Here is a 16246-nt window from a genome sequence, read left to right on the forward strand (position 1 = left end):
GTTGAGCACCTCACCTACGGCCCCCACTGCGGCCCCCAAGACGCCCCCGCGACGACACTGGATCGTCGGAACGTTCCGCACCCCACTGGGAATCCTGGCCCTCACCTTCCTGACCGCTCTGATCGCCCTCGTCATCTTCGGACCGATGATCTGGGGTGACGCCGCTGTCGCAGCCAACCCGAAGGCACTGTCTCAGGGACCGAGTTCCGAGCACATCTTCGGCACCGACGCCGGCGGGCGTGACGTCTTCGCCCGCACGATGACCGCCGCGAGACTGTCGGTGCTCATGGCTCTCGGAGCCGTCGCACTCGGTGTCACAATTGGCCTGATACTCGGTACGCTCCCGACGCTCGCTCCCCGCTGGGTCGGACGCATGGTTGTGGCATTCCTCAACTTCGCCATCGCATTCCCCGGGCTGCTCCTCGCGATCTTCCTGTTGGTAGTTCTCGGACAGGGTGCGGGCAGCGCGGTGATCGCCATCGGTCTTGCCCTGGCCTCGCCGTTCGCGAGGTTGACGTACGCACTGGCTTCGTCGGTCAACGGACGTGACTTCATCGACGCAGCACGCATCCTCGGGGTCACCAAGCCCGGGTTGCTGTTCCGCCACATTCTCCCCAATATCCGTGAACCACTCATCGTCAATGCCAGCATCGCTGTCGGCAGCGGCCTCGTGGTCTTCGCCGGACTCTCGTTCCTCGGCTTGGGCATTCAGCCGCCTGCATTCGACTGGGGCCGGATGCTCAACGAAGGTCTGTCGAAGATCTTCGTCAACCCGGCCACCGCACTTGCCCCCGGCATCGCCGTCGTGCTCGCCGGCTTGACCTTCACGCTGCTCGGCGAGGCCATTGCTCGCGGCTCGGGAGTTCGCAGCCCGATCAGCAGTCGCCTGCCGAAGTGGAAGCCGATCAACCGGAAAACTGCCCAGGCCGATTCGGCACCCAGCGACGAGGACGCAGTTCTCACCGTCCGCAACATGTCCGTCGCAGTCCCCGCGGGTGACGACTGGCGTCGCCCCGTCGACAACATCAGTTTTACAGTTCATCGCGGCGAAACCGTGGGCATCGTCGGTGAATCCGGCTCCGGAAAGTCACTGAGTTGCATGGCAATCGCGCAGCTGACCGACCATCCCACCGTGGTCGACGCCGGGCTCATCGAGTTCGACGGCACCGTGCTGATGAAGGACGGGAAGCGGCCGGACAACGCGGCTTCGCGCAAGGTTGCCCGCCAACTCGGCACACGTATGGCGATGGTGTTCCAGGATCCGATGTCGTCCATGAATCCGTCTCTCAAGGTCGGATACCAGGTCGCCGAGATCGGTTGGCTCCACGAAGGTATGAGCAAGGCCGACGCGAAGAAGGCGGCAGTCGAGCGACTGAACGCCGTCAAGATCCCCGACGCGCCCAAGCGTGCGAAGCAGTACCCCCACGAGTTCTCCGGCGGTATGCGTCAGCGCGCGATGATCGCCATGGGTCTGATGGGCAAGCCCGCTCTGATCATCGCGGACGAACCCACCACCGCGCTCGACGTGACCGTTCAGCGTGAGGTCCTCGGGCTGCTCCACGAGGTTCGCGAAGAAACCGGCGCCGCAATCCTTCTCATCTCGCACGACATGGCCGTCATCACCGGCATGTGCACCCGTGTCCTGGTCATGTTTGCCGGCGAAATCGTCGAAGACATCGCAGTCGACGATCTGATTGCCGGTCGTGCAAAGCATCCGTACACCCGCGCGCTGATCGCCGCGGTCCCCACCATGAGCACAGATCGCGACAAGCCGCTTGCCACCGTCGACGAAGCCTGGCAGGTGGAGAGCCTCGACGCCGAGGAGAGCACCGCCGACATCGAGTTGGAAGAACTGTTGGCTGTTGCAGAGGAGATCCGATGAGCAGGCTCGAATTCCGTGACGTCAACGTCCACCTCGGTAGCGGATCGAAAAAATTCCACGCCGTCAAGAACATCAATCTCGACATCCCCTCCGGATCGGTGGTCGGGCTCGTCGGTGAATCGGGTTCCGGAAAGTCGACACTGGCGCGAGCAACTGTCGGCCTGGCCGAGCCCAATTCCGGCCAGATCCTTCTCGACGGTGTGGACGTCGCTCATGCCCGCGGCGCGACGGCTCGTCTGCGCCACCGGATCCAGATGGTCTTCCAGGATCCGTACTCGTGCCTCGACCCACGAATGACGATCGGCCAGTCACTCGCCGAGGCTCTGCGGTCCACCGAGCGTCGTGACAAAGCTCGCCGCAGCCGCGGCGACCGCGCTGCCGAGGTGGCCCGACTCCTCACCACCGTCCAACTGCCGGTGGAGAAGGCGCACGAATACCCGTCGTCGTTGTCTGGTGGTCAGCGCCAACGCGTTGCCCTCGCACGGGCATTGGCAGCCGCACCGGCAGTTCTGCTTGCCGACGAAATCACCTCTGCACTCGACGTATCCGTACAGGGCGCGGTTCTGAATCTCTTGGTCGATCTGCAGAAGCAACTAGGTCTGACAGTTCTGTTCGTCAGTCACAACCTTGCGGTGATCCGCTATGTCTGTGACCACGTCGCAGTCATGCTCGGCGGCGAGATCGTCGAACACGGGCCGGTTCTCGACGTGATCGATTCGCCCAAGGAGCCGTACACGGCAAAGCTGTTGTCCGCGATCCCGACCTTCGGGGAGCCGATGTTCCAATGACAACACCGACTACTCTCGAATCCCCTGCTGCCGTATCCCGTGCCGAAGAACGTCGTTCGGCGCGAATCCACGATTACGCATCAGTGGTCACACCAACCGGCATCGCTGTATCGGCGTCGGGATGCATTGCATACGTACGTACGGAGTCGAACCCGGGCGCAGATACCAACGAGCACTCGATCTGGTTGGCTTCCCCGCAACTACAGCTCACGGTAGGTCCTGCCGATACCTCGCCGGCGTGGCATCCCGTTTCCACGCTGTTGGTCTTCGTGCGGCCGGATTCCTCGGGCACACCACAACTGTGGAAGGTCGATGCCGGCGGTGGGCCCGCCGTTCAGATGACCACCGCGGAACAACTCCCGCTCGGTGCTGGGGCACCGGTGTTCTCTCCCGACGGCGCTCGAATCGCCTTCAGCGCTCCGGTCGACCGCACTGCCGCCGGATCGTCACACCTCTTGGTGGCGAAACGCCTCAACTACAAGGTCGACGGATCCGGTGTCCGGGGCAGCGTTCGGGCGCACCTGTTCGAGTTCGATCTGGCCGCCGGGTCGCTACGGCAACTGACGGACGGCGATTGGGACGCTTCGCATCCCGCGTACAGTCCCGACGGCACTGAGCTGGCCTTCACCGCAGCGATGGACGGCGACGCCGATCTGACGCGGGCGAGTTCCGCCTGGACCGTGTCGCTTACTGATCTCGCCGCCGCTCCGCGGATGTTGGGGCACGCACGCGGGATCGCCGGACCACTTGCGTGGACACCGGCCGGCGACGCCGTCGTAGCAGTCGGTTGGCACACGCCGATCATTCACAACAGCGAACTTCTCGTCCTGCATCGCGACCAGCGAATGGAAGACCGCAGCCTGACATCCGAACTCGACCGAAACGTCATGCCTGGCGGGACCGGTTATCCCGGTGGCGCACCGAGTTTCACCGCGGACGGCAACATCGTCTTCTGCATCCGCAACCACGGCTCCACCGAACTGCACAAGGTGGATTTCGGATCAGGCTCCGTCTCACCACTTCTCATCGGAGAGCAGGCAGTGGTCTCCGGCCTGGCCTTGACGTCCGGGCGGGCCGTCGTCGCGCTGGCAACGGCGACGTCCTTCGGTGAGGTCGCCGTCATCGATCTCGAGACTCGCGCCGTCGAGATCGTCACCGAGTTGAACACGGAACTGACAACTTCCGTCGCGTTTCCCGTCGCCACCGAGCGTTGGTTCGACATCAGCGACGGCACCCGAGTTCAGGGTTGGATCCTGCGCGACCCGAACCTCACGGGCACCGGACCACTGGTCCTGGACGTCCATGGTGGGCCGCATAATGCCTGGACCGGTACCCCCACCCTCATGCACGCGTACCACGCGGAATTGGTTGCGCTCGGATACACGGTCTTGATGATCAATCCGCGTGGAAGTGACGGCTACGGAAACGACTTCTTCGACGGTGTGCGGGACGGCTGGGGCGAGGCGGATCGTGCAGACCTGCTCGAACCGGTCGAAACCCTTGTCGCCGAAGGGGTAGCCGATCCGAAGCAACTGGTGCTCACGGGCTACAGCTATGGCGGATTCATGACGTGCGCCCTGACGTCCGTCACCGATCGGTTTGCCGTCGCAGTCGCCGGTGGCCTCGTTTGCGACATCGCGAATACGGCCGGCCCCTCGGACGAGGGCATTTTGCTACAGACGGTCGAATTCGACCCGCAGTCATCTCGGGTACAGGAACTTTCGCCGCTGGGGCGAGTCTCCCAGGTGACGACACCGACGCTGATTCTTCACGGCGGCAGCGACGTGCGCTGCCCGGTCAACCAGGCAGAACAGTGGTTCGGTGGACTGCGTTTGGCCGGCACCCCGACCGAGCTGGTGGTCTTCCCGGACGCGTCGCATGCCTTCGTGCTGACGGGTCGGCCGTCCCACCGTCTGGGCTACAGCACTCGTCTCGTCGACTGGATCGAACGCCACCTCTCCCCTACGCCGGCACTGACCACGGTCGATCCCGACTACTGGCAGTACCGACTCGACACCCTGAGTGCGAAATACGGGGTACCTGGTGCCTCGCTGGGAATTCTGACCACTACCCGCAGCGGTTTCGACCGCACCGTGGTCACGTCCGGTGTCGTCAGTACCCGCACGGGGGTCGCGGCGACTCCCGACACGTTGTTCCAGATGGGTTCGATCAGCAAGGTCTGGACGGCCACGCTGATCATGCAACTCGTGGAGGAAGGGTTGCTCGACCTCGATGCACCTGTTCGGAACATACTGCCGGACTTCGCAGTCGACGATGCGGTAGCCACTGCAACGGTCACGACTCGTCAACTGTTGACTCATACCAGCGGCATCGACGGTGACGTCTTCATCGATGGCGGCCGCGGCGACGACTGCGTCGAGCGTTACGTTGCCGCCCTGAAGTCGACGGTGCAACTCTTCGCACCCGGCACCGATTGGTCGTACTGCAACACCGGCTTCGTGATCGCCGGACGAATCATCGAGGTTCTCCGAGGCAAGAGTTGGGATGCGGTTCTGCGCGAGCGAATCATCGAGCCGCTCGGCCTGGCCAAGACCACGACCCTGCCTGAGGAGACGGCGCTGCACCGCGCTGCAGTCGGGCACGTCGGCGGTGGCGACAATCTCGCGCAGACACCACAATTCCTCATCCCTCGCTCGATGGGCCCGGCCGGCCTCATCAACAGCACAGCCGAAGATCTACTCCTGTTCGCGCAGGATTCGATGCGCGAGGATCCGATTCTGCTTCAGCGTTCCACTCATCTGGCGATGCTCGAGGAGCGCCGCCAGATCGGTGACGTGTCGTCTGCAGACATCATGGGAACCACGTGGCTACTGCACAATTGGGACGGAGTGCTGGCGCATGGCCACAACGGCGGAACTCTCGGACAGCAGTCCTTCTTGAGGGTGGTCCCCTCCTGCGGCATTGCCGTAGTCCTGATGGCCAACGGCGGTGCAATGGACGCACTCTCGGGCGACCTTCTCGCCGAAGTGATCGGTTCCATCGGCGGCGTCGCCGTGACACCGGCATTTTCGCCTGGAGACCCTCACACCCGCACCACATCCTCACCTGAGGAACTCGATGCACTGTGCGGTCTGTACCGCGATGCTGCAGCCGATTTCGTCCTGGAGAGGACCGGCGGTTCCCTGACCGCCCGCCGCACCGATCACATCGACCCTTCGATCAACGCCGAAAGCGCAGAGTCCATCTCTCTCAGCCTGATCGAAGTTCACCCTGGAGTATTCGCGACCCAACTACCGCAATCAGCGGGTTGGATCCGGATCACTTTCTCCGACACCGGGAGTACACAATTGCTACACGTCGGAAGCCGCGCGTATCCGCGAGTGAACAACCGATGACCATTCTCCGCGATCTGGCCGAGCGCCAACTTCCTCAGATCCTCGAGGATGCCATCGCGCTCATCGAAGTCGAGTCGCCGTCGCACGATCTCGAAGCTGTTGCACGCAGCGCGAAATGGACGTCAGACCTTGTCCACGAACGACTCGGCGTGACACCGGAGTCGATAGTGACGGAAGGCCGAACCCACCTGGTGACCCGCTTCGGTGATTCCCCGACGCGGTTGATGCTCCTCGGTCATCACGACACCGTGTGGCCGATCGGCACCCTGACGCGTCTACCCGCAGCGGTGACCGACGGAGCCCTTCGAGGTCCGGGTGGACTCGACATGAAACTTGGTGTCGTTCAGGCAATTCACGCCCTGTCGATCGTCCGGGAGTTGCACGGCGACGATGCACTCGACGGAATCACACTCCTGGTCACCGGTGACGAAGAAATCGGTTCACCCACATCGCGAACCCTCATCGAGGAACTTGCCGCAGGCGCGGTGCTCGTCCTCGAAGCCGGCGGCGACGGTGGCGAACTCAAGACCGTCCGCAAGGGAGTGTCGCTGTATCGGATCCATGTTGCCGGTCGCGCAGCGCACGCCGGGTTGGAGCCGGAAAAGGGCATCAACTCCGCAGTCGAACTGGCTCGCCTCGTGATCGCGATCAACGACTTGTCCTCGCCGGCGCAGGCAACCACTGTCACCCCGACCGTCATTTCAGCCGGAACCACAACCAACACCGTTCCGGCAGAAGCCTTTGTCGACGTGGACGTACGCGCAACCAGCGCTGCCGAGCAGGAGCGCGTCGATTCGAACATCCGAGCCCTGCAGGCAATCCACCCCGAAGCCGAAGTCACGGTCTCGGGTGGCGTCAACCGTCCGCCTCTCGAAGCGACGATGTCCGCACCGTTGCTGGCGTTGGCGGAACGCGTTGCGCTCGAGCATGATCTGACTCCTCCCGTCGGACTCGCCGTCGGCGGAGCCTCGGACGGAAACTTCACTGCCGGCATCGGCATCCCCACCCTCGACGGCCTCGGTGGCGTCGGCGGCGGTGCACACGCCGAGACCGAGCATGCGCTCGTGTCCGCTATCGCCCCGAGAACGGCGTTGGTTGCGGGCCTTATTCGTTCGATCACGTCTGAAGGGGGCCCTCGTGTCGAAAAGCAAAGCGGTTGAGTTTCGAGAACTGGTCGACACCCGCGAAATAGCTGATCTGTCTGCCGTTTTCGACGAGATCTGGGCTACAAGTCCCGGACCGGCTCATTTCGGAACGGCGATGTTGGTTGCGCTTCACCACGGTGGTCATTACGTGGTGGGAGCCTTCTCTGAAGGCGAAATGATCGGAGGTTGCGTCGGATTCTTCGTCGAGCCTCTCGGCGAGGTCCTGCACTCACACATCGCCGGAGTTCTACCCGGGCATGCAGGCAAGGGAATCGGCCGCGCCCTCAAGCATCATCAGCGTGACTGGTGCATCGAGCGCGGCGTCAGGACGATCCGGTGGACCTTCGATCCACTCGTCGCACGAAATGCCTACTTCAACATCCAGCGTCTCGGTGCCGAACCCGCCGAATACAACCCGGATTTCTACGGATCGATGGCAGACGGCATCAATGCCGGCGACGCCAGCGACCGCATGCTGGTCAGCTGGGATCTCGACGCCGACGGAGCTCCGAGTTCTTCTGTGGCCGTTGATGATACATTCAAAGTGCTCCAACCCACCGAAGACGGGACGCCTCGGATGCTCCCGATCCCACCCGACTGCGTCGACATCGCGGTCGGAATACCCAGAGACATAGAGCATCTGAGAACCGTCGACCGCGCTTCTGCCTTCGCCTGGCGACACGCGCTTCGCGAGTACCTCGAACCACTGATCGCCTCGAAGGAATGGCAATCGACCGGCTTCGACCCCAGCGGCTATTACATGTTCACGAAAATCTGCGAGACAACCGGAGAAGAGCAAGTCCATGCACATTGAGTCCGTCGAATTGCGCGAACTGCGCATCCCTCTCGTCTCCCCCTTCACCACGTCGTTCAGCACCCAACTCGAGCGCAACACCCTCGTCCTGAAGGTGAGTGGCACCACCGACGGCCCCAATGGCCCGGTGGAGACTGTCGGCTGGGGCGAGTGCGGCTCGCTGAGCGATCCGTACTACAACTCGGAGTACACCGCCGGTGCGCGCGCGATGCTTCGCGAGTATCTCGTTCCGACGCTGCGTAAGTCGCAGTCGGATCAGCCGCTCACTGCCGAGACCGTCGGCAGCGTGCTTCACCACATCGTGGGTCACCAGATGTCCAAGTCGGCCATCGAAATGGCAATCCTCGACGCCGAATTGCGCGCTCGTGGACAATCTTTCGCTCGGTACCTCGGTGCAACGCGCACACGAGTTCCCTCGGGAGTATCCGTCGGCATCCAGGACAGCATTCCGCAGTTGCTCGAGACCGTCGGCAACTATCTGTCGCAGGGATACGTCCGAATCAAACTGAAGATCAAGCCGGGCTGGGACATCGCTCCCGTGGCGGCGGTGCGCAAGGAGTTCGGCTACGACGTGCCCCTACAGGTCGATGCGAACGCCGCGTACACCCTCGTCGACGCACAGTTGCTGCGTCGCCTGGACGAATTTGCACTGCTCCTCATCGAACAGCCGCTGGCCGAAGACGATTTGGTGCAGCACGCCAAGCTCGCCCAGTCTCTCTCGACTCCGATCTGCCTCGACGAGTCGGTCGAGTCGGCCAAGGATGCAGCGGATGCCATCACGCTCGGTGCCGCTTCGGTCATCAACATCAAGCCGAGCCGTGTCGGTGGATACCTGGAAGCCAAGCGGATCCATGATCTCGCCTCGGCGCACGGTATCGCGGTGTGGTGCGGCGGGATGCTCGAGACCGGAATCGGACGCGCCGCCAACGCCGCACTCGCGGCACTGGACGGCTTCACACTGCCCGGTGACATCTCGGCGTCCGATCGCTTCTACAAGGAAGACATCACCGAACCGTTTGTCATCGAGGACGGCCACATCTCCGTGCCGCAGGGACCGGGCTTCGGTGTGACTCCGCGTGAAGACGTCATGGAGCGCTTCACCGTCGGAACCGAGATTCTGTAGGTTACCGGCGTCAGCTGCAGTCACCTCCACCTCACCTGGTGGAGGTGACTGTTCGCCGTTTGTGTCGGTAGCTCGGTGCATAGTGATTCGGACATGACGTACTGCACCGAAAGGCCCCCGATGAGTAGCTGGTCCGATCGCCCGATCTGCGCGTTCGACCTCGAAACCACGGGACGGAATCCGTCGACCGCCCGCATCGTCAGTGCCTGCGTCGCGGTGATCGACGGTGCGAAGGTCGAAACACGCACGTGGCTACTCGATCCCGGCGTCGACATCCCCGCCGGTGCCTCGGCCATTCACGGCATCAGCACCGAGTACGCGGCGCAACACGGCCAGAACTACTCCGAGGGCTACGAAGAGATTCGCGAGGCTCTGCACAATTCCTGGGCGCGCGATCACGCCGTCGTAGCGTTCAACGCCTCCTACGATCTGACGGTCATGCATGCCGAAGGTCTGCGCATCGGTAAGCCCGCCTTCGTTCCGGGGTTGGTCATCGATCCGTACGTGATCGATCGCGCGATGGACACGTTCCGCAAGGGCAAACGAACGCTCGCAGCCGTGTGCGAGCACTACGGGATTTCCCTCGAGGCTGCCCACGAAGCCGAGGCCGATGCCAAAGCAGCGGCGGCGTTGGCCCGCGAGCTCGCCGTACGGTTCCCCGACATCCTGGGGCTCGATCTCATGGTCGATCAGGCCGATTGGCATGCCGAGCGGCAACGCGATTTCGCCGAGTACCTACTCAGCCAAGGGAGGGACGTGGCAGATGTGAACGGCCAGTGGCCGATTCGCATCATCGCCTGACGCCCTCCCCGGCTCGGACGGTCGCGCGCGCTACTGCGGGACCGGCGGCCACACCGGCGCAATGGACCACGGACGCGCCGTTTCGAGTTGCGACGCAACCTGAATCAGCAAATCTTCACGCCCGAACGCGCCGACCAACTGCACGCCGATCGGCACACCGGCCGAGTCATGACCCATCGGCAAGGAAATCGCAGGCTGACCGGAACTGTTGAACGGACTGGTCAAGCCGCTGTATCCGGCCGAATGCTCCCAGATCGACATGGGATTTGCCGTATCGAGCAAACCGAGCGGAGCTGCCGGCCGAGCCATTGTCGGAGTCAGCAGCAGGTCGTGATCGACAAAGAACGCACCGATCACCTGGGCAGCCCGCTCGAGTTCCTGCAATGCCTTGACGACGTTCGTCGCACTTTCGGACTTCGCGCGGTCGTAGATCATCCGAGCCATCGGCTCGAGGTCGTCGTCGCGGATTGCGCGGTTCAGTGTCTCCAGTCGTTCATCGACCTCGATCGTCATCGGAATGCCCATCAACACGGAGAGTCCGGCAGTAAGGGCATCGAGCGGAAAGTTCGGGGCGCCCTCGGTGACATCGTGACCGAGTTCTTCGAGCAGGCCGGCAACACTGGTTGTGACGGCCGCGCACTCCGGGTCCACCGGGGTGCCGTCCGGCAGCACGTTGCTCAGACCAATCCGCAACCGTCCGGGATCCGCACCCACTTCCTCGATGTACGGCCGCCTCGGCGCCAGGATCACGTAAGGATCGCCCACTGTCGGCCCGGCGGACAGATCGAGAAGCAGCGCAGTGTCGCGGACACTTCGGGTGAGTGCGTGATGAACACTCATCGGCGACGAGAACAGCGTGCGCGCCGGTGCCGTCGGAGTGCGTCCGCGGCTGGGCTTGAGGCCTACCAAGCCACAGGCCGATGCGGGAATACGGATCGATCCACCGCCGTCACTGGCATGGCCGCCGGGCACGATCCCGACGGCAACCGCTACAGCCGTGCCACCCGAAGATCCGCCGGGTGAACGATCGAGGGCGTAAGGGTTGCGGGTGGGACCGAACAGCGCAGGTTCGGTACTCGCGTTCTTACCGAACTCCGGTGTGTTCGTCTTGCCGATGACAACCAGACCGGCCTCACGGTATCGCTCCACGAGCGTCGAATCTTTTTCTGCCACAGCGTCGGCGAACAATCGAGATCCGTTGGTGCTCGGCAATCCTGCGACGTCCAAGCCCAGGTCTTTGATCACGAACGGGACGCCGTGCAATGGACCTTCCGGCAGGCCGTTCGATACTTCGTTGCGCGCTTCCTCGCGACGCTCACTGATCACCGCATTGACTGCAGGGTTGCGCTCGTCGAGTCTGTCCAGGCTGAACTCGAGGACTTCCTTGGCTGAGACGTCACCGCTCTTGATCGCTTCGGCAAGGCCGGTCATGTCGTTGTTGTCGAACAAATCCTGCATCGATGCCCTCATCACTCGTGTGGAACTCTGCCGATAGTGAGGTCCGTCATATCAATCGGAGCCTCGACGTGGTGTCGAAATTCCGCTTGGCGGGACCGCCGCGCAGGGTCAGCCCTACAGAATCAAACCTTGCCGCCGCGCTTCCACAACAGCTTCGTGACGACTGCGGACATCGAGCTTTCCCATCAGATTCCGCATGTACGTCTTGATCGTTTCGACGCTCAACGACAACCTCTCGGCTATCTCGGCGTTGCGCAGTCCGAGAGCGACGTAGCCCATCACCTCCCGCTCGCGTGGCGACAGGACAACACTGTTCACAGCTGGAGTGTTCGTCGAAGGCTTCGGCGACACCAAAGCACGCAGCTTGGCCTCGACGGCATGGACCTGTGCGCTGAGAGCAGTGTCCTCGAGGTTCGCCGCGATCTCGCCGAGCGCCAGAACGCTCTCGGTCAGCCCTTCGGATATCTGGGCGTCTCGGTTCGAACCATGTTCCACCGCAGCGGTATCGAGCATCGCCACCCGCCGATCCACCTCGTCGCGGATCTCGAATTCGCGGGCCAACGCGTACGACGATCGCATCATCGTCTCGGCAATCACGTCTCCGATCGGCAGGTTGGCGCGCAGTCCTCCGTAGATCGCTCCGCGGGTAACCCCGCGTACGACGATCGGCACCGCCATCAAGGATTCGATCGCTTCGGTGCCCACTTCGTAGTCGTAGTCGTGAGTGATGTGCGACGAGTTCGCGTAGTCCTGGACTGCGCCCGGTCGTTGTTCTGCGATCGCCCGACCGCCGAGTCCGCATTCCGCGTCGATCCGCAGGTTTCGCAGGATGTTGCTGCGCGTGCCGACGTGACCGGTGATGGTCAGCGACCGGTCGCTGACGCAGCCGCCGAACAGAACCGGCAACTCGGTTTTGGGGTGCAGCCGACGCAGTTCGCCGCGCAACGCGTCGTCGTCGCTCGGTCTCAGTACCCTGCTCACTCTCACCTCCACGTACCCAATTCAGAGGGTAGCGGCACCTTCGGCTGGGCAATAGCGTGCATCCAGGCCATTTGTAGTGCCGATCACACTTATCGTGACACCAACCGTGTCACGTCGCCTTCGGAGGAACCGTGTCTGTCTCGAAAGCTCTCGCAGCCAACAACACCCCGCTCAGTCCGCTGCGCTTTCTCGAGCGCAGCGCTGCGGTGTTCCCCGATCGCACCGCCGTAGTTCACGGCGACCGGACGTACACGTACCGAGAGTTCGGCGACGAGGTCGCCGCGCTGGCCCGCGTCCTACGTGAGCGCATCCAGCCCGGTGACCGCGTTGCATACCTGGCGCCGAACGTTCCCGAGATGCTGTTCGCGCATTTTGCCGTCCCGCTCGCCGGTGGGGTCCTGATCGCCCTGAACTCGCGTCTCGCCGGACCTGAGCTCGAGTACATCCTCGATCATTCGGGAACCGCGATCCTGTTCGTCGACTCCGAATTCGTCGGCTCCGTCTCCTCGTCCAAGACAAACGTCGCAAGCCTTCGCGAGATCATCGAGATCCCGGACTCCACCGTGCCGTACCCGGAGGTCCCCGCCGCAATCGTCACCGGGCAGTACGCCGATCTGATTGCCGAAGCCGAAGCACTCGCCGATCAGCCATTGCACTGGGGCGTCGACGACGAGCAGCAGTGCATCGCCATCAACTACACCTCGGGCACCACCGGAAAACCCAAGGGCGTCATGTACTCCCACCGCGGGGCGTACCTGAACTCGCTCGGCGAGACCTTCCACAACGGCTTCGACGGATCGACGAAGTACCTGTGGACGCTGCCGATGTTCCACTGCAACGGGTGGTGCACGCCCTGGGCCGTCACCCAGGCCGCCGGCACACACATCTGCCTCCGTGCGGTCCGCGCCGACGCGATCTGGGATGCCATCGACAATCTGGGCGTGACGCATCTGTGCGGCGCCCCCACCGTCTGCTCGACCATCGCGGATGCCGAGCAGGCCCACAAGGTCGACGCACTACGCATCACGACGGCCGGGGCTCCGCCGTCGCCGACGATCATCGGAAAACTCGAAGACATCGGCGTCACCGTCGTTCACGTCTACGGCCTCACCGAGGTGTACGGTCCGTACACGATCTGCGAGTACCAGGAAGCCTGGGACGACAAGCCGCAGTCCGAGCGCACCGCACTGCTCTCCCGCCAGGGAGTCGGCATGGTGCAGGCCGAAAATGCCCGCGTTGTCGATGCCGAGATGAACGACGTTCCCGCCGACGGTCGGACGATGGGTGAGATCGTGCTCCGCGGCAACAACGTGATGCTCGGGTACTACCGAGACGAGACCGCGACCGCCGAAGCGTTTGCCGGTGGTTGGTTCCATTCCGGCGACCTCGGCGTCATGCATCCCGACGGTTACATTCAGCTCAAGGACCGCGCGAAGGACATCATCATCTCGGGCGGCGAGAACATTTCCACGGTCGAGGTGGAGCAGGCGATCATGAGTCACCCGGCCGTGGTCGACGTGGCAGTCGTCGGCGTTCCCGACGAGAAGTGGGGCGAGCGTCCGAAGGCATTCGTGGTGCTGGGCAAGGGATTGCAGGCTTCGGCAGAAGAGATCGTCGAGCACACCCGCACCTTGCTGGCCGGGTACAAGGTTCCCCGCGACATCGTCTTCCCGCTCGACCTTCCGCGCACCCCGACAGGCAAGGTTCTCAAGTTCGAACTGCGTGCGTCGAAGTAACTCGGCCGACGGGTCTCAGCGCACCGGAGAATATCGCCGGCGCAGATCGACAGGTTGCCCGTCCGAAGGGAAAGGCAACGACGTGAAGTCGAGCGGAGCGACGTAATCTGCGTCGACGTTCCAGTCGAAGCGCGTGAGGAGGTGGTGCATGATCGCCTTGATCTCGGCGCCGGCGAAGTGCATCCCCAGACATTTGTGCACTCCACCCCCGAACGGCTCCCACGCGTACCGATGAACCTTGTCTTCGCGTCGATTCTCGGCGAAACGCTCGGGATCGAAACGCTCGGGATCGGGCCAGTACTGCGCCATGTGGTGTGTGAAGTGAGGGGCGACGGAAACATACGTTCCCGCAGGCACGAAGTGACCGCGTACTCGAGTGTCGCGGACCGCTCGCCGCGCCATGACCGGTACGGGCGAGACGAGTCGGAGGCATTCCTTCATCACCAGGTCAAGGCTGCTCAGGCCGTCCAGATCTGCATAACTCGGCGTCGAGGTCGCCAGGGCGAGCGACTCGGCGCGGCACCTGTCCTGCCACTTCGGGTGTTGCCCCAGGTACTGCATCATCGTGGACAGGGTGATCGTCGAAGTGTCGTGTGCGGCCATCAGGAGAAAGATCATGTGATCGATCACTTCGTCGTCGCTGAAGCGTTGTCCCGCTTCGGATTCGATGTGACAGAGTACGGAGAAGAGGTCGTCGGTTTCGAGATTTCGACGCGCCGGCAGGTACCGACGGAAGAACTCCTCGAGAACCCGCCGGCCGTCCAGGCCGCGCTTCCATCGCGTCCCCGGCACCGGGTAGCGGATCAGAGAGGTTGCTGCCTGGACACAATCGACGAAAGCCTTCTTCACCGAGGATATTTCACTCTCGGTGCTTCCTTCCACCCCGCCCATGAAGATGTCGGTCGCGAGATCGAGGGTCAGTGTCTTCAATGCCGTGTAGGCACGGAATTCGTCAGTGGGCGACCACGCGTCGAGCGCCGAGTCGATTGCGGGATTGAGAGCGTCGACAGACTTCTCGATCCGTGTCCGGGTGAACGCCTGCTGCATGATTCGACGGTGTCGTAGATGTTCCTCCGAATCGAGCAGCATCAGCCCGCCGTGAAAGAAGGGGCCGATAAGTACCGACCAGCCGTCGCTGTTGACGAATGCCCGATCCTTGTTCTGCAGCACCTCCTGACACGCGTCAGGCCCGAGTACAGCGATCCATTTCCGACCGACCATCGAGAACCAGGACACCTCGCCGAATCGATCCCAATTCTCTTGCATCAGGGCGAGCGGATCGCGAATGTAGGCGAGCGCGTGTCCGACCAGGGGCAGCCCGGAACGGCCCGAAATCGGTTGCAACTGCGAGTTCATGGGGGGACGAGCCAGGATCTTGGACACTGTGACCTCTATTCTCGCTCAATCTGACAGTAGCCCCTGTCAGATTGACTGTAGTCTGCGTCACACCCATGCGTCTGTCAATATCGACCTATGACTTCTCCTACGCCGCGGCGGTATGCCGGCCTGAGCGGCGACCAGCGCTCAGCACTGCGGCGCGAGAGCTTGCTCGAGGCAGGGTTGGAACTGTTCGCGGCCGCGGGCAGTCGAGGCGCCACGATGACCGCGATCTGTGCGCGAGCGAAGTTGACGGAACGCTACTTCTACGAAAGTTTTTCCAGCAGAGACGAACTGCTGAAAACAATCCTGGACGGAATTGCCGACGAGGTTCGCGACGCCGGCCTGACCGCACTACGAGCGAGCGACGGGACGCTCGAGCAGCGCGTACGAGATGCCATCGCGTCGTTCGTCACCCTCCTCACCGACGATCCCCGCAAGGGGCGTGTGGCAATGATCGAATCCGCTGCATACGAACCGCTTCGCGCACACCGGCGCGCGGTACTGCACGGCTTCGCCCAGATGGTCGCGGACGAAGCCACGCGAATGTACGGCGACCGAGCTTGGCCACCTCATCAAGGTCAGATCAACGGACTGCTCTTCGTCGGGGGCCTTGCCGAATTGGTCACCGCGTGGTTGAACGAGGAGATCGCCATCACCCCTGACGAGATCGTCGAGGCGGCAACTTACCAATTCACGTCCACCGCTCACCGTTGAGATGGAACTGATCGGCATCCGGATACCGCCCGCCACACCGGGATGGTGCGAACAGGCGCAATACTTGA

General features: G+C 62.9%; 12 protein-coding genes. 9 read left to right on the forward strand and 3 right to left on the reverse strand.

The features are described from left to right. The first annotated feature begins 1 nt into the window (after position 1). The 7 genes from ABWI03_RS01210 to ABWI03_RS01240 all read left to right on the forward strand — a co-directional run bounded on the left by ABWI03_RS01210 (position 2) and on the right by ABWI03_RS01240 (position 9909). On the forward strand, positions 2-1882 hold the full coding sequence (locus tag ABWI03_RS01210) for a dipeptide/oligopeptide/nickel ABC transporter permease/ATP-binding protein (RefSeq protein ID WP_298777188.1): 1881 nt from the start codon (positions 2-4) through the stop codon (positions 1880-1882). Beyond that, positions 1879-2670, forward strand: a complete 792-nt coding sequence (locus ABWI03_RS01215) for an ABC transporter ATP-binding protein (protein ID WP_298777187.1) — start codon at positions 1879-1881, stop codon at positions 2668-2670. Before ABWI03_RS01210 ends, ABWI03_RS01215 begins: the two co-directional genes overlap by 4 nt. Next, positions 2667-6026, forward strand: a complete 3360-nt coding sequence (locus ABWI03_RS01220; protein WP_298777186.1) for a serine hydrolase — start codon at positions 2667-2669, stop codon at positions 6024-6026. The genes ABWI03_RS01215 and ABWI03_RS01220 overlap by 4 nt, the downstream gene beginning before the upstream one ends. Further along, a complete protein-coding gene (locus ABWI03_RS01225) occupies positions 6023-7186 on the forward strand; it encodes a M20/M25/M40 family metallo-hydrolase (protein WP_298777185.1) in 1164 nt (387 codons plus the stop codon). Before ABWI03_RS01220 ends, ABWI03_RS01225 begins: the two co-directional genes overlap by 4 nt. Continuing rightward, a complete protein-coding gene (locus ABWI03_RS01230) occupies positions 7164-7985 on the forward strand; it encodes a GNAT family N-acetyltransferase (RefSeq protein ID WP_021345496.1) in 822 nt (273 codons plus the stop codon). The genes ABWI03_RS01225 and ABWI03_RS01230 overlap by 23 nt, the downstream gene beginning before the upstream one ends. Next, positions 7975-9108, forward strand: coding sequence for an o-succinylbenzoate synthase (gene menC, locus ABWI03_RS01235; RefSeq protein WP_095968553.1), 1134 nt, complete (start codon positions 7975-7977; stop codon positions 9106-9108). Before ABWI03_RS01230 ends, menC begins: the two co-directional genes overlap by 11 nt. Positions 9109-9228: 120 nt before the next feature. Beyond that, on the forward strand, positions 9229-9909 hold the full coding sequence (locus ABWI03_RS01240) for a 3'-5' exonuclease (RefSeq protein ID WP_166809159.1): 681 nt from the start codon (positions 9229-9231) through the stop codon (positions 9907-9909). Between the two features lie 30 nt (positions 9910-9939). Here ABWI03_RS01240 and ABWI03_RS01245 read toward each other — a convergent pair whose 3' ends face one another. Beyond that, positions 9940-11367 carry an amidase gene (locus ABWI03_RS01245; protein ID WP_124567779.1) on the reverse strand — a complete coding sequence of 476 codons (1428 nt, stop codon included), beginning with the start codon at positions 11365-11367 and terminating at the stop codon, positions 9940-9942. Positions 11368-11481: 114 nt separating this feature from the next. Continuing rightward, complete coding sequence (locus tag ABWI03_RS01250; protein WP_298777184.1) at positions 11482-12348, reverse strand: helix-turn-helix transcriptional regulator; 867 nt, start codon at positions 12346-12348, stop codon at positions 11482-11484. Positions 12349-12479: 131 nt separating this feature from the next. Between ABWI03_RS01250 and ABWI03_RS01255 the strand changes: the two genes are divergently transcribed. After that, on the forward strand, positions 12480-14084 hold the full coding sequence (locus ABWI03_RS01255; RefSeq protein WP_298777183.1) for an AMP-binding protein: 1605 nt from the start codon (positions 12480-12482) through the stop codon (positions 14082-14084). A 15-nt stretch (positions 14085-14099) separates the two neighbouring features. Here the strand turns inward: ABWI03_RS01255 and ABWI03_RS01260 are convergent, their stop codons facing one another. Further along, the gene (locus tag ABWI03_RS01260) at positions 14100-15467 is read right to left on the reverse strand and encodes a cytochrome P450 (RefSeq protein WP_095968536.1); all 1368 of its coding nucleotides are present in this window, start codon (positions 15465-15467) and stop codon (positions 14100-14102) included. Between the two features lie 90 nt (positions 15468-15557). Here ABWI03_RS01260 and ABWI03_RS01265 point away from each other — a divergent pair, with 90 nt between their 5' ends. Next, positions 15558-16178, forward strand: coding sequence for a TetR/AcrR family transcriptional regulator (locus ABWI03_RS01265; RefSeq protein ID WP_298777182.1), 621 nt, complete (start codon positions 15558-15560; stop codon positions 16176-16178). Positions 16179-16246: the final 68 nt, after the last annotated feature.

Origin of the sequence: Rhodococcus baikonurensis (assembly GCF_040489275.1) — a bacterium.
GTDB lineage: Bacteria > Actinomycetota > Actinomycetes > Mycobacteriales > Mycobacteriaceae > Rhodococcus_F > Rhodococcus_F baikonurensis.

Bases quoted from the DNA above. Each gene is read 5' to 3' on its own strand.
- ABWI03_RS01215 (WP_298777187.1), top strand. From the start codon at position 1,879: ATGAGCAGGCTCGAATTCCGTGACGTCAACGTCCACCTCGGTAGCGGA.
- ABWI03_RS01220 (WP_298777186.1), top strand. From the start codon at position 2,667: ATGACAACACCGACTACTCTCGAATCCCCTGCTGCCGTATCCCGTGCC.
- ABWI03_RS01225 (WP_298777185.1), top strand. From the start codon at position 6,023: ATGACCATTCTCCGCGATCTGGCCGAGCGCCAACTTCCTCAGATCCTC.
- menC (WP_095968553.1), top strand. From the start codon at position 7,975: ATGCACATTGAGTCCGTCGAATTGCGCGAACTGCGCATCCCTCTCGTC.
- ABWI03_RS01240 (WP_166809159.1), top strand. From the start codon at position 9,229: ATGAGTAGCTGGTCCGATCGCCCGATCTGCGCGTTCGACCTCGAAACC.
- ABWI03_RS01245 (WP_124567779.1), bottom strand. From the start codon at position 11,367: ATGCAGGATTTGTTCGACAACAACGACATGACCGGCCTTGCCGAAGCG.
- ABWI03_RS01265 (WP_298777182.1), top strand. From the start codon at position 15,558: ATGACTTCTCCTACGCCGCGGCGGTATGCCGGCCTGAGCGGCGACCAG.